The sequence below is a fragment of the Achromobacter sp. 10T422 genome (genome assembly GCF_056394065.1).
The window spans coordinates 316,303-328,891 of the sequence record NZ_JBFTHD010000004.1 but is presented as its reverse complement, the minus strand read 5'-3'; the positions used below and the strand labels follow the sequence as shown (position 1 = coordinate 328,891).

Sequence of the window (12,589 nt, the reverse complement as noted above, 5' to 3'; positions counted from 1 at the left end):
GCGCTTAGTTCTTCACGAGGCCGCCGTCGACGACCAGGTTCTGGCCGGTGACGCTGCGCGACCAAGGGCTGGCAAAAAACAGCACGGCGTCGGCGAACTGTTCGGGCGTGGTGACGGTGCGCAGCGGCGTGCTGGCGGCAATCAAATCGAACACCGCTTCGGGCGTTGCAGCCGACGCGTCGGTGGTGCGCAGCAGGCCGCCCGACACCATGTTGACCGTGATGCCATGGGGCCCAAGGTCGTGCGACAACGTCCGCGTGAACGACAGCAGCGCAGCCTTGGCGGCGGTGTAATCGTGATACGGCACGACCGGGTTCTGGACGAGGTTCGTGCCGATGTTGATGATGCGTCCGACCCCGGCCTCACGCATGCCGGGCAGCGCCGCCTGAGTCGTGTTCAACGCGCCGCGCACGCTGCCTTCGATCTGCTGATTCAGGTTGTCCCACGTCAGCGTGTCCGCATGCGGGCGGGCGTCGCCATTGAACTGGAACGCGGGCAGCGCGTTGTTGACGACGGTGGTGACCGGCATGCCGAAGTGGCTTTGCGCCTGCGCCACCAACGCCTGCACCGCCTGTGCATCGCGCACATCGGCCTGGATAGCCAGCGCGCGGCCCGGTGCGGTGGCGGCCAGCGCCTGCGCGGCGTCAGCGCTGTTCAGGTAGTTGATGACCACGCGCGCGCCTTCACGCAGAAACGCGCGCGCGATGTGCGCGCCCAGTCCACGGGCGCCGCCCGTGACAATCACCAGTTGTTCGTTCAGGGCAGGGGCGGGGTGTGCAAGGGACATGATCGGCTCGTCGGTTTCACCGGCACGCATGCAATCGGGTGCCGCAAGCGGGCGAACTTAGCACATTCCACGCGTTGACATTGACGCGCCGCTCTCCTACTCTTGCGGTCAATTCCTGGGGGAGCCCTGTTGGGCTGAGATTCCGCTTCATTGCGGTAACCCTTTGAACCTGATCCGGGTAATGCCGGCGAAGGGAAGGACATCGCACGGTTCGTGCGCCCTCCCTAGACTTTTATTCATCAGCGGCCCCTGTTACCGGACGGGCCGCTGCGCTGCGCGTCCGGCTGTCCGCCGGACCAGGGAGGACCGACTTCATGCTGACCCAATCCACCGCCTTGATGTGGCTGCTGCTGTTCTCGGGCGGCTTCGCCGTCGCCAGCGTCCTGTACACCCGGCGCAAGCGCGGCTCGCTGGAAGACTACATCGTGGCCCGCAACAGCCAGGGCGCGTTCGGCACCATCCTGACGTTGATGGCGTCAACGCTGGGGGCATGGATTCTGTTCTCGCCCGCACAGGCCGCAACCTGGGGCGGACTGGCCGCAGTGATCGGCTATGCGCTGGGCTCGATGTCACCGCGTCTGGTCATGATTCCGCTGGGCCGGCGCATGCGTGAACTGATTCCGCATGGGCATACGCTGACTGAATTCCTGATGGCGCGCTACGGCCGCCCGATGTACGGGCTGGCGCTGTTCATCATGCTGTTCTACCTGTTCATCGCCTTGTCGGCCGAGGTGACGGCGATTGCAAAACTGGTCACCATGCTGGCGCCCGTGCCGCTGTGGGCCACCGCCGCCATCGTGATGGGCACGACGCTGCTCTACACCACCTACGGCGGGCTGCGCTCGTCGATCTTCACCGATCAGGTGCAGATGATGGTCATCGTGCCGTTGCTGGTGATCTTGTGCGTGGTCGGCTGGCAAGCTGCGGGTGGCGCGCTGCCCACCATCGAAGCCCTGCAAGCGCGCGCGCCACAATTGCTGGACCTGACCGACCCCGTGGGCGTGAAAGCCGGCCTGACTTTCTTCGTGGCCATCTTGCTGACCGGCATCTTTCACCAGGGCAACTGGCAGCGAATTTATGCCGCAAAAGATGCCCGGTCGATGCGCAATGGTTTTCTGCTGGGCGGCATCCTGGCCGCACCGTTCATCTTCCTGATGGGCCTGTTCGGCCTGGCGTTCGTGGGCCTGGCGCCGCAGGGTGACAGTTCCATCGCACTGTTCAGCGTCATCATGCCGCACGCGCCCGCGTGGTTCGTGATTGCGTTGATCCCGCTGGGCCTGTCGTTGGTGATGAGCACGGCCGACACGGCAATCAGCGCCGTATCGAGCATCGTCGCCGTCGACATGCGCCGGCTGATGCCCAACGCCAACGGCATGGACATGAAGCGCCTGGCCCGCTGGGCGGTCTTGCTGCTGGCGATTCCGGTGATGATCGTGGCATCGCAAGGCTACAGCGTGCTGTACCTGTTCCTGCTGGCCGACCTGCTGTGCTCCGCCGCCGCGTTCCCCGTGTTCTATGGCCTGTTCAGCCGCAAGCACGATGGCGTGACGGCAACGACGGCGACCGTCGCGGGGCTGGCGGCAGGGCTGTTCTTCTTCCCGGCCCCGGGCGACAAACCCACGTTTCTGCTGGAATCGTTCCTGCTGGCGGCGTTTGTGCCGGTGGTCGTCACGGTGCTCATGCGCCTGGCGCGGCGCGGTATTCGGGAGTTTGATTTTTCGACGCTGAGCGCGGCGGTGCGGCGGCTGGATAAGGACGCGGTGTAAATCCGGCCTGCAACCCCCATCCCCGCAGACCGCCCGGAAAACAAAAAAGCCTTGGAACACGTTGTGGTGTCCAAGGCTTTCTTGTCTGGAATTTGGTGGAGCGGAGGAGGATCGAACTCCCGACCTTCGCATTGCGAACGCGACGCTCTCCCAGCTGAGCTACCGCCCCATTGAAGCAAGAGCAAAACTATACCTGAACTTTAAAGCGCCGTGCAATACGGCGCCAGGCAAAAATTTTCAGACGAATTCCAAGGTGGCGACGACAGGCGCGTGGTCCGACGGCTGCTCGTTGCGGCGCGGTTCCTTGTCGATCACGCAGGCGACGCAGCGCTTGACCAAGGGGGCCGACAGCAGGACGTGGTCGATCCGCAGGCCGGCGTTGCGGCGGAAGGCGAATTGGCGGTAGTCCCACCAGGAAAACGACTTTTCGGGCTGCTCGAACAGACGGAAGGAATCGGTCAGGCCCAGGTCGATCAGGCCTTGCAAGGCGGCGCGTTCCGGTTCGGACACCAGCACTTGGCCTTCCCATTTTTCGGGGTTGTGCACGTCTTCGTCGGCGGGCGCCACGTTGTAGTCGCCCAGCACGGCCAGGCGCGGGTACTGCTTGATCTCGTYGGCCAGCCAATTGCGCATGGCGTCGAACCACGCCAGCTTGTAGACGTACTTGTCGGAATCCAGCGATTGCCCGTTGGGGCAATACGCGCACACCACGCGCACATCGCCTTCGGGGCTGGGGAAGGTCAAGGCCAGCACACGCTGCTGCGGGTCTTCATAGCCGGGAATGTTGCGCACCATGGACGTGCCCGGCACGCGCGAAATGATGGCGACGCCGTTATACGTCTTCTGACCGGCCCAGACGGCGTGATAGCCGGCTTCCTTGAAAGCGTCTTCGGGGAAGTTTTCGTCGGTGAGCTTCAGTTCCTGGATGCACAGCACGTCGACAGGATTGGCGGCCAGCCAGTCCAGCACTTGCGGCAGGCGCACCTTCAGAGAGTTCACGTTCCAGGTGGCTAATTTCATGTTCTGCGTAGACCGTTTGTTGATGCGGTTCTCAAAGGCGCCGCCTTCCAAAAACCCGGTCTAGCTACGTATCTGGCTACGAATCTGGCTATTCATCCGGGGCGTGACCGGCGGGCGCCGGGATAAGGGCAGATGATACCTGCTCGTGCGGCGGCAAGGGCGCCGGGGCATGCGAAGGGTGGGGGCGTGATTGCGTCCTATATTGCCTTCTTGATAGGCCGCAGTTCGATGAAACTGACTAGACTGCCTGAACGTTTCAAATGGAGGAGCCTATGAAGACTTGGCCTTTGCAGGACGTTCAAACGCAGTACGCAGAATTTGTTGACGACGATGTATCAGCAGGTCCGCAACGCCTGATCGCAGGCGGCTTCAAACCGTCGGCGGTGGGCGCGGCGCCTCCAAGACTGGCACTGATGGCGCCCCGACCAACGCTTAAGTCGCTCTTGCTGACCGACTTTGCGCGCACAGAACATTTGGTGCCCGCCTGATTACCCCTCCGACCCGCTATTCAACATCCGGCTCTTCGCCTTCTCGATATGCGCGCGCATGACGTTACGCGCGCCGTCGGCGTCTTGTTCCTGAATCAGCCGATAGATATGGCGGTGTTCGTCGATGGCGGCGCGGGTGCGTTTCCAGGGTTCGCTGTGGACCAGGTGGCGCATGACGTTGACGGCGTGGCTGACGTCGTATTCCAGCGATTTCAGCACTTGTACAAAGCGCTGGTTGCCGGTGGCGGCGGCGATGGCGCGGTGGAAGCCGTAGTCGTGGTGGTGCGCGATGGCGCCTGACGCGTCGGCTTCTTCGTAGCCGGTCAGCATGCGGTCCATTTCGCGCAGGTCGTCGGCGCTGCGGCGCAGGGCGGCCAGGTAGGCGCATTCGGGTTCGATCACCATGCGCAGTTCAAGGCCTTCCAGAATGTGGCCGACGCGGCGTGCCGGGTCGATGGCGGGCATGCCGCCCATCAGGTCGGGCTTGGCGCGCACATAGGTGCCAGAGCCGCGAATGGAATCCACCAGTTGGTCTTCGCGCAGCCGGTCCAGCGCTTGCCGGACCACGGGGCGCGATACCTCGAACAACGCGGCCAGTTCCAGTTCCGTGGGCAGCTTGTTGCCCGGTGCGATCTTGCCGGTGGCAATCGCGTAGAACAGGCTTTCATAGACGCGCTCGGCAAAGCGTTCGGCGCGCACATAGCCCAGGCCCGACGCCACTTCGGCCAGCACGTCCAGTTCGGGGCGGGGGCGGGCGGCTGCCTCCAGCAGGGATTCCAGCTGCGGGTCACGCACATTGCTCATTGGGGCGCGCTCTTCTATTAGTGAGTTGAAGCCGGTCCATCAATAGGACCGGGCTTGTCAGTCTTCCGAACAATCCCTGCATCGTCGTAAATGGCTGAAATATCAGGGATTACCCGTATTCATATCCAAATATCCCGAAGCTTAGGAAAAAAGCTGTCAATTCAATTGACAAGTTATAGGGGGCTCCCGTAACTTGCCATCAAACCACATCAGCCGCGCCTTTGACGCGCGGACGGCGTAACCGGCCTGCCGGGTACGCCGGGAGACATCACACAAATCCCCACAGCAATCCCTCTTATGGGCACCCGCACACACTTCGCTTTCCGGCACCTTGCTTCGTGCCTGGGAGGCTGCGCGCGCGTCGGCGCCTTTTCCGCAACTGGCTATTCGGCCGCTACTTTACTCCGCACATCGTGACTCAGAAGAACTTTATCGCCAACCAATGGGTGGCCTCGGCCACCGGTGAAACCATTCCCGTCCTGAACCCGTCCGATGGCAAGCCCTTCGAGTCGATCGCCCGCTCGGGCGAGGCGGATGTCGACCGCGCCGTCACGGCTGCCCGCCAGGCGTTTGAAGGCGAGTGGGGCCAGATGGCGCCGGCTGCGCGCAGCCGTTTGCTGATGCGTATCGCCTTCGCGTTGCTGGACCGCCAGGAGGAATTGGCGCAACTGGAATCGGCCGATACGGGCAAGCCCATCAAGCAGGCCCGTGCGGATGCCGCCGCCGTTGCGCGCTACTTCGAGTTCTACGCCGGCGCTGTCGACAAACTGCACGGCGAGACCATTCCCTACACCCCGGGCTTCACCGTGCTGACCGTGCGCGAAGCGCATGGCGTGACCGGCCACATCGTGCCCTGGAACTACCCGTTGCAGATCTTCGGCCGCAGCGTCGGCGCGGCGCTGGCCGCAGGCAATGCCTGCGTGGTGAAGCCCGCCGAAGACGCCTGCCTGTCGCTGTTGAAGCTGGCCGAAATTGCCGCCGAAGTGGGCCTGCCCGCGGGCGCGTTGAACATCGTGACCGGTTATGGCCACGAAGCGGGCGCGGCGCTGTCGGCGCACCCGGGCATCGACCACATCTCGTTCACCGGTTCGCCGCAGACGGGCAAGATGGTGGCCCACGCGGCGGCCGAAAACCATGTGCCGGTGACGTTGGAACTGGGCGGCAAGTCGCCCCAGGTGGTGTTTGACGATGCCGACCTGGACGCCGCCATGCCGGTGCTGCTGGCCGCCATCATCCAGAACGCCGGCCAGACGTGCTCGGCTGGTAGCCGCGTGCTGATTCAGCGCGGCGTGTATGAAACGGTGATCAAGCGTTTGTCGGAAGCGTTCTCGGCTACTGTCACCGGCCCGGCCGCGCAAGACCTGGACGTGGGCCCGCTGATCAGCGGCCGTCAACATGACCGCGTGCGCGGGTTCCTGACGGAAGCCGAAGCCGAAGGCCTGAAGGTCGCCGCGCGCGGCAAGCTGAAGGACGGCGCGCCGGAAGCGGGCTACTACCAGCCGCCCGTGCTGTTCCGCGACGTGCCGCCCAACAGCCGTCTGGCGCAGGAAGAAGTGTTCGGGCCAGTGCTGGCCGCCATGGTGTTCGACACCGAGGAAGAGGCGCTGGAAATCGCCAACGGCACGCTGTACGGCTTGGTTGCGGGCGTCTGGACGCGCGACGGCGCCCGTCAGATGCGCTTGGCTCGCAAGCTGCGCGCCGGCCAGGTGTTCATCAATAACTACGGCGCGGGCGGCGGCGTGGAACTGCCGTTTGGCGGTTCGCGCCAGTCGGGCTACGGCCGCGAAAAAGGCTTTGAGGCGCTGTACGGCTTCACGACCTTGAAGACCATCGCCATCCGTCATTGATGGCACGCCGGGTGGCGCTCGCCACCCGCGTCCAGCGGGGCGGCTCCTGGCAAAATATCGGTTAACGTTGATGTTTTGCTTCAGGGGCCTGCCGCCCCGTTTTCAGGAACCGTATGTTCACCGGTATTGTTCAAGGCACCGCGACGATCGCGAAGATCGCGGATCGCGAAGGCCTGCGCACCTTCACGCTGGATTTTCCCCCTGGTTTTTGCGTTGATCTGGCCATCGGCGCCAGCGTGTCGACGGACGGCGTCTGCCTGACCGTGACCGAGCTGCTGTCGGACAACCAGGCGACGTTTGATGTCATGCTGCAAAGCCTGGCCATCACCACGCTGGGCAGCTATGCCGAAGGCGATCGCGCCAACGTCGAACGCGCCGCGAAAGATGGCGCCGAGATCGGCGGCCACCCCTTGTCCGGCCATGTGGACTTCACGTCTGAAGTGGTGATGGTGAAGTCGTCTGACACCAACCGCCTGATGCGCTTCAGCATCCCCGAACCCTTCCGCAAGTACGTGTTCGCCAAGGGCTATATCGCCATCAACGGCGCGAGCCTGACCGTGTCGGAAGTGAACCGGGCGGAAGGCTGGTTTGAAGTCTGGCTGATTCCCGAAACCCGCCGCATGACGGTGTTCGAGGACAAACAGGTGGGCGATTTCGTCAACATTGAAATTGAACGAAGCACGCAGGTGGTCGTGGACACCGTGCGCGAAACGGTGCAGGAAAGCCTGGGCAAGTTGCAGCCCTTGCTGGAAGCCATCCTGAAGGAAAAAGGCCTGACCCTGGAAGACTTCGTCAGCCCCCAGGGCAAGCTGAAGTAAGCAATGATCCGGGGCCACGGCCGGCCCCGGAGTCAAAGCCCAGGGCAGGTCGCAGAGGCTATGGCCATCCCTGACTGCGCTGGAATCCACGCTTACGCCAAACCCGTCAGCCCTCGAACGGCTGACCTTGCGGACGCACGCGAATGCCCGGCTGCAAGCGCGTCCACGGCAGATCCGCCGGGTCAGCCTGCATCGGACCGGGCGCTTTGGCCACCAGCACCTCGTGCGCGATAGGCTGGAAGTCGGCACGGAAATGCACCGAGCTTTTCACGACCAGAATCCCCATTTCCTCGGGCTGCACGCCGCCGACACGGAACAGGTTGCGGTCCAGCATCTGCGCCTTGCTGGCGCTGACCACGACGCGCACGCCGCCAATGCGCAGGCCCGCGACCGCGCCCAGGTCCACATCCATGCCATGCATCATCGGGCCGTCAAAGCGCAGCTTGCCGGGCGATAGCGTTTCGACGACGAAGTCGCCGGTAAAGGCGGAGTCGCCCGGCACGCCCGATTGCCCGCCCAGTTGCAGCGTGACCGTGCTGCCGATGCCAGCCGCGGTGGCGGTGCGCACGGCCTCGGGGTCGTAGAACAAGCCCAACGCGGCGTTCTGCGCATTGGCTTCGACCAGCGCGCGCAGCATGCCCGTGGTGTTGGCATCCCCACCCGCGCCGGGGTTGTCTTGCGTGTCCGCAATCACGACAGGGCGGGATGCGCCCGCCGCCAGCGCCTGCGCGCGCCGCACGGCTTCGGCGGGTTCAAGAAAATCGGGCGACCATTGCGGCTCCAATTCCAGCACCTGGCGGTACAGCGCTTCCGTGACCTGTTCCACGGCCGCCGCATCGGTGCCGTACGCCCAGACCACCGGACCACATTCCGGAAAATCCGCCGCCGGAAAGCCGGGCGCAAATGAGATGGACGCGACCCCAGGCGTTTGCTCCAGCTGCGCCAGCGTGTCGTACACGCCTTGCGACGGTTGCAGCATCGTGCACATGCCGTTGATCGGAATCAGGAAGGGCAGGCGGCGTTCGCTGCGCGCCCATTGCTTTCCCGCGGCGATGCGGGCCAGCAGCAGCCGGGCCGCGTGTTCGCCGGTATCGGCCATGTCCACGTGCGGATAGGTGCGGAAGGCGGCCAGCGCGTCGGCCTCTTGCAGCATCTGCGCAGTGACATTCGCGTGCAGGTCCAGGCTGGCCACAACCGGTACGTCCGGCCCCACGATTTGCCGCACGCGCGCCAGCAATTCGCCTTCGCCATCGTCCAGGTGTTCGGTGACCATCGCGCCGTGCAAGTCCAGGTAGACGGCGTCGTAGCGGCCCGCCCGAGCGGCGCCCAGGATTTCGCCCGCGATGCGCTCAAAGGCGTCGCGCGTGACATGCGCCGAGGGGCTGGCGCCCGCCCAGATCACCGTGTGCACGGTATGGCCTTGCGCCTGGATGGCGTTGATGAAACCGCCCGCTGGAATATTGACCGAGCGCAGCGCCAGCATGGCTTCGCCGCGCACCATGGCAGGGAAGCCCTCGCCGCGAACAAAGTTGTCATACCCCGCCTTGGACGGCGCAAAGGTATTGGTCTCGTGCTGGAAGCCAGCCACCAGGATGTGCATGTCGTTTCCTCTCGGTCTTGAGTCCGTGGATTCAGGGGTCCGGGAATTATTGGAGACGACGCCGGGATCAGCAATAGCGGCGCGCTGTTTTGTTTGATCAGCGGACGGCCGGTTTCAGCGACGTATGGGGTTACGGTTTTGAGACATTCTTTAGATTTAGATCAAGCAATACCAATGCGTTCCAGCGTCTTCTGGTCTAAGACCCGCATAAACACTCAAGAAAATTCTGAATTTCCCATGTGACGGGCGTTTTGGGGCGGCTTCGAATACAATGACGCCACTTTCGGAGGTTTCTATGTCGGTCATATCCGATATCAAAATACGCCCCCTGGAGCGCGGCGACCTGCACTTTGTGCACAAGATCAACAACAACGACGTCATCATGCGTTATTGGTTCGAAGAGCCTTACGAGGCCTACGACGAACTGGTCGCCCTTTATGACCGCCACTTGCACGATCAGAACGAGCGGCGCTTCATCATCGAGCACGACACCGGCCAACCCGCCGGCCTGGTGGAACTGGTGGAAATCGACTACATCCACCGCCGTGCCGAATTCCAGATCATCATCGCGCCCAGCTATCAGGGCCGGGGCTACGCCAAGGCGGCAACCCGCATCGCGGTCGGTTACGCATTCCGCGTGCTGAACATGCACAAGGTCTACCTGGTCGTAGACAAAGACAACACCGCGGCCGTGCACGTGTACGAGCGCTGCGGCTTTCAGATCGAAGGGCTGATGAAGGAAGAATTCTTCTCGAACGGCGCCTATCGTGACGCTTACCGCATGGCGCTGCTGCAACACGAGCACCTGCGCGATGTCGGCCCCGGCGCACCGGATGCGCCCGTGCTGCGCGACTGGCCGCAGGAAGAACAAACGGGCTGACAAGGCCCGTCCGTCTCATTCCTGAAAGCTTGCGTCACTCTGCCGCGCGCAGCAGACGCAGGCCGTTGGCCACCACCAGCAGGCTGGCGCCCACGTCGGCGAACACCGCCATCCACAGCGTGGCGTTGCCGGTCATGGCAAGCGCCAGGAACACCACCTTGATGCCCAGCGCCAGCACGATGTTCTGGATCAGCACGCGGTGCGTGGCGCGCGACAAGCGCAGGAAGGTGCCAATTTTTCGCAGGTCGTCATCCATCAAGGCCACGTCAGCGGTCTCGATCGCCGTGCCGGTGCCGGCCGCGCCCATCGCAAAGCCGATGTCGGCGCGCGCCAGCGCAGGCGCGTCGTTGATGCCGTCGCCCACCATGCCGACCTTGCCCGGGGTTTTGCCTTGGGGCGCCAACTTGCTTTCGATGGCGGCCAGCTTGTCTTCAGGCAGTTGATCGCCACGCGCTTCGTCAATACCCACCTGCTTGGCAATGGCTTGCGCCGTGGACGTGTTGTCGCCCGTCAGCATCAGCGTGCGCACGCCCAACGCATGCAGGTCGGCGATGGCGGTGGCGCTGGTGGGCTTGACGGTGTCGGCTACGGCGGCAAGCGTCAGCACGCGCGTGCCGTCGGTCAGCGCGATGGCGCTTTTGCCTTGGCGTTCCAGCTCGTCCAGCCGGGCTTCCAGTTTGTCGGTGGACACGCCAAGTTCACGCATCAGGCGGCGGTTGCCCAATTGATAGGTCACGCCATCCAGCGTTGCGCTGACGCCGCGGCCGGGCAGGGCGGTGAAGGCGCCGACTTCCAGCAAGGTCTTGCCGGCCTCGCGCGCGGCGTTGGCCACGGCGAGCGACACGGGGTGGTCGGACCGGGCCGCCAAGCTAGCAGCGATCAACGCAGCCGGCTGGCGGGTGGTGTCGGACACGTCCCAGTCTTGCAGATCGGTTTGCACCGGCTTGCCGTGCGTTAGCGTGCCGGTCTTGTCCAGCGCCAGCCATTTCAGGTTGCGGCCTTCTTCCAGATACACGCCGCCCTTGACCAGAATGCCGCGCCGCGACGCTGCGGTCAGGCCGCTGACGATGCTGACGGGGGTAGAGATCACCAGCGCGCACGGGCAGGCGATGATCAGCAGCGCCAAGGCGCGGTAGATCGCGTCAAACCAGGGCTGCGCCCACAGCAGCGGTGGCACCACGGCCACCAGCACGGCCACGCCCACTACGGCGGGCGTGTAGATGCGCGAGAAGCGGTCGATGAAGCGCTGGGTGGGGGCGCGCGCGCCCTGCGCCTGTTCCACGGCGTGGATGATGCGGGCCAGTGTGGTGTTGCCGGCCGCAGCCGTAACGCGATATTCGAACGAGCCGGCCGCGTTCACCGTGGCGGCGAAGACGGGGTCGTCCTGCGCCTTTTCCACGGGCAGGCTTTCGCCGGTGATGGGCGATTGGTCTACGGTAGAGCTGCCGCTGACGATGATGCCGTCAGCCGCGATGCGTTCGCCGGGGCGCACGCGCACCACGTCGCCCACCTGCAATTGCGCGGCGGGTACGTCCCGCCACGTGCCATCCGCCTGGCGGACGGTGGCCGTTTCGGGCGCCAGGTCCAGCAAGCCACGGATGGCGTTGCGGGCGCGGTCCAGTGAACGCGCTTCGATCAGCTCCGCTACGTTGAACAGGAACATCACCATGGCGGCTTCGGGCCACTGGCCGATCAGCACGGCGCCGGTGACGGCGATGCTCATCAGCGCGTTGATGTTCAGGTTGCCGTTGCGCACGGCGATCCAGCCCTTGCGATAGGTGCTGACGCCGCACGCCAGAATCGCGGCGACAGCCAGTGCCGCCGTCACGGCTAGCGGCCAGCTTGCAAAGTGCGAGAGCTCGGACAGGGCGGCCAACACGCCTGAACCGCCAATCAGCCACCAGTTCACCGGCTTGGCGCCGGGCGCGGGCGTGCCGGGGGCGCCATCGGCAAGCGGCTCGGGCGTCATGTCCAGCGACTTGATGGCGGCCACGATGCGGTCCAGCGCGCCTTCGGCGTGTACCACCGTCAGCACGCGTTGCATCAGGTTGAAGTCCAGCGCATGCACGCCGTCCAGCCCGTCGAGCTTTTTGCGGATCAGGGTTTCTTCAGTGGGGCAGTCCATCTGGCCGATGCGCAGGCGCGCCAGCACCTGGCCAGGGCCGGCGCTGAGGGTGGCCGTGCTAGAGGCTGATGCCGTGAAGCCCTGCCCGCCGTGGTCATGCCCGCAGCAGGCAGCCGCGGCATGCGACTGCGCGGGGGCGTGATCGTGATGGTGGCTGGTGGGGCTGTGACCGTGGCTGTGGTCATGGCCGTGAGCCGCATGGTCGTGGCCCGCATGCCCGTGGTCCGCATGGGCGTGGCTGGCATGCCCGTGGCTGGCATGCCCGTGGCCCGAGTGGCCGTGGCCGGCCTGTTCGTGGCCCGCATGGTCATGACCTGCATGCTCATGCGCAGCGTCTTGCCCCGTTTCCTTCTTCTGCCCGTGTGCATGCCCATGGCCGCCGCAGCAGGCGTCGCCCTGCGTTGCAGGGGAGGGCTGTTGGGATTTGACCGGAGGAAAAGCCATCGTTCTTCGC

Annotated in this window: 10 protein-coding genes, 1 tRNA gene and 1 riboswitch; of the genes, 5 read left to right on the top strand and 6 right to left on the bottom strand. The window is 64.5% G+C overall.

Translation table 11 applies throughout. The features are described from left to right. Positions 1 to 4 precede the first annotated feature (4 nt). Complete coding sequence (locus AC1DB0_RS12050) at positions 5 to 787, bottom strand: 3-oxoacyl-ACP reductase (RefSeq protein ID WP_054426378.1); 783 nt, start codon at positions 785 to 787, stop codon at positions 5 to 7. Positions 788 to 894: 107 nt separating this feature from the next. After that, positions 895 to 1,000: riboswitch (TPP riboswitch) on the top strand. Between the two features lie 101 nt (positions 1,001 to 1,101). Here AC1DB0_RS12050 and AC1DB0_RS12045 point away from each other — a divergent pair. Beyond that, positions 1,102 to 2,553, top strand: a complete 1,452-nt coding sequence (locus AC1DB0_RS12045; RefSeq protein WP_476756942.1) for a sodium:solute symporter family protein — start codon at positions 1,102 to 1,104, stop codon at positions 2,551 to 2,553. A gap of 93 nt (positions 2,554 to 2,646) precedes the next feature. Here AC1DB0_RS12045 and AC1DB0_RS12040 read toward each other — a convergent pair. After that, positions 2,647 to 2,722 (bottom strand) — tRNA-Ala (locus AC1DB0_RS12040). A gap of 68 nt (positions 2,723 to 2,790) precedes the next feature. Further along, the gene (gene xth / locus AC1DB0_RS12035) at positions 2,791 to 3,573 is read right to left on the bottom strand and encodes an exodeoxyribonuclease III (protein WP_476758669.1); all 783 of its coding nucleotides are present in this window, start codon (positions 3,571 to 3,573) and stop codon (positions 2,791 to 2,793) included. Positions 3,574 to 3,845: 272 nt separating this feature from the next. Between xth and AC1DB0_RS12030 the strand changes: the two genes are divergently transcribed. Beyond that, complete coding sequence (locus AC1DB0_RS12030) at positions 3,846 to 4,061, top strand: hypothetical protein (RefSeq protein ID WP_054426150.1); 216 nt, start codon at positions 3,846 to 3,848, stop codon at positions 4,059 to 4,061. Here the strand turns inward: AC1DB0_RS12030 and AC1DB0_RS12025 are convergent, their stop codons facing one another. Beyond that, a complete protein-coding gene (locus AC1DB0_RS12025; RefSeq protein ID WP_054426147.1) occupies positions 4,062 to 4,865 on the bottom strand; it encodes a FadR/GntR family transcriptional regulator in 804 nt (267 codons plus the stop codon). 410 nt (positions 4,866 to 5,275) lie between these two features. Here AC1DB0_RS12025 and AC1DB0_RS12020 point away from each other — a divergent pair, with 410 nt between their 5' ends. Together AC1DB0_RS12020 and AC1DB0_RS12015 are read left to right on the top strand one after the other, a co-directional pair. Beyond that, positions 5,276 to 6,712 carry an aldehyde dehydrogenase family protein gene (locus tag AC1DB0_RS12020; RefSeq protein ID WP_476757090.1) on the top strand — a complete coding sequence of 479 codons (1,437 nt, stop codon included), beginning with the start codon at positions 5,276 to 5,278 and terminating at the stop codon, positions 6,710 to 6,712. 113 nt (positions 6,713 to 6,825) lie between these two features. Continuing rightward, positions 6,826 to 7,530 carry a riboflavin synthase gene (locus AC1DB0_RS12015; RefSeq protein WP_054426143.1) on the top strand — a complete coding sequence of 235 codons (705 nt, stop codon included), beginning with the start codon at positions 6,826 to 6,828 and terminating at the stop codon, positions 7,528 to 7,530. Between the two features lie 106 nt (positions 7,531 to 7,636). Here the strand turns inward: AC1DB0_RS12015 and AC1DB0_RS12010 are convergent, their stop codons facing one another. Then, positions 7,637 to 9,130, bottom strand: coding sequence for a M81 family metallopeptidase (locus AC1DB0_RS12010; RefSeq protein ID WP_476756941.1), 1,494 nt, complete (start codon positions 9,128 to 9,130; stop codon positions 7,637 to 7,639). A gap of 295 nt (positions 9,131 to 9,425) precedes the next feature. Here AC1DB0_RS12010 and speG point away from each other — a divergent pair, with 295 nt between their 5' ends. After that, positions 9,426 to 10,010: a spermidine N1-acetyltransferase gene (gene speG / locus AC1DB0_RS12005; RefSeq protein ID WP_006218930.1), complete on the top strand. Its 585-nt coding sequence runs from the start codon at positions 9,426 to 9,428 to the stop codon at positions 10,008 to 10,010. A gap of 34 nt (positions 10,011 to 10,044) precedes the next feature. On the opposite strand, the gene AC1DB0_RS12000 is transcribed toward speG, so the two are convergent. Continuing rightward, on the bottom strand, positions 10,045 to 12,579 hold the full coding sequence (locus tag AC1DB0_RS12000) for a heavy metal translocating P-type ATPase (protein WP_476756940.1): 2,535 nt from the start codon (positions 12,577 to 12,579) through the stop codon (positions 10,045 to 10,047). Positions 12,580 to 12,589: the final 10 nt, after the last annotated feature.

Excerpts from the sequence above, each read along its gene's own strand:
- AC1DB0_RS12025 (WP_054426147.1), bottom strand. The coding sequence starts at position 4,865 with ATGAGCAATGTGCGTGACCCGCAGCTGGAATCCCTGCTGGAGGCAGCC.
- AC1DB0_RS12010 (WP_476756941.1), bottom strand. The coding sequence starts at position 9,130 with ATGCACATCCTGGTGGCTGGCTTCCAGCACGAGACCAATACCTTTGCG.
- AC1DB0_RS12000 (WP_476756940.1), bottom strand. The coding sequence starts at position 12,579 with ATGGCTTTTCCTCCGGTCAAATCCCAACAGCCCTCCCCTGCAACGCAG.
- AC1DB0_RS12045 (WP_476756942.1), top strand. The coding sequence starts at position 1,102 with ATGCTGACCCAATCCACCGCCTTGATGTGGCTGCTGCTGTTCTCGGGC.
- AC1DB0_RS12050 (WP_054426378.1), bottom strand. The coding sequence starts at position 787 with ATGTCCCTTGCACACCCCGCCCCTGCCCTGAACGAACAACTGGTGATT.
- AC1DB0_RS12030 (WP_054426150.1), top strand. The coding sequence starts at position 3,846 with ATGAAGACTTGGCCTTTGCAGGACGTTCAAACGCAGTACGCAGAATTT.
- speG (WP_006218930.1), top strand. The coding sequence starts at position 9,426 with ATGTCGGTCATATCCGATATCAAAATACGCCCCCTGGAGCGCGGCGAC.
- AC1DB0_RS12015 (WP_054426143.1), top strand. The coding sequence starts at position 6,826 with ATGTTCACCGGTATTGTTCAAGGCACCGCGACGATCGCGAAGATCGCG.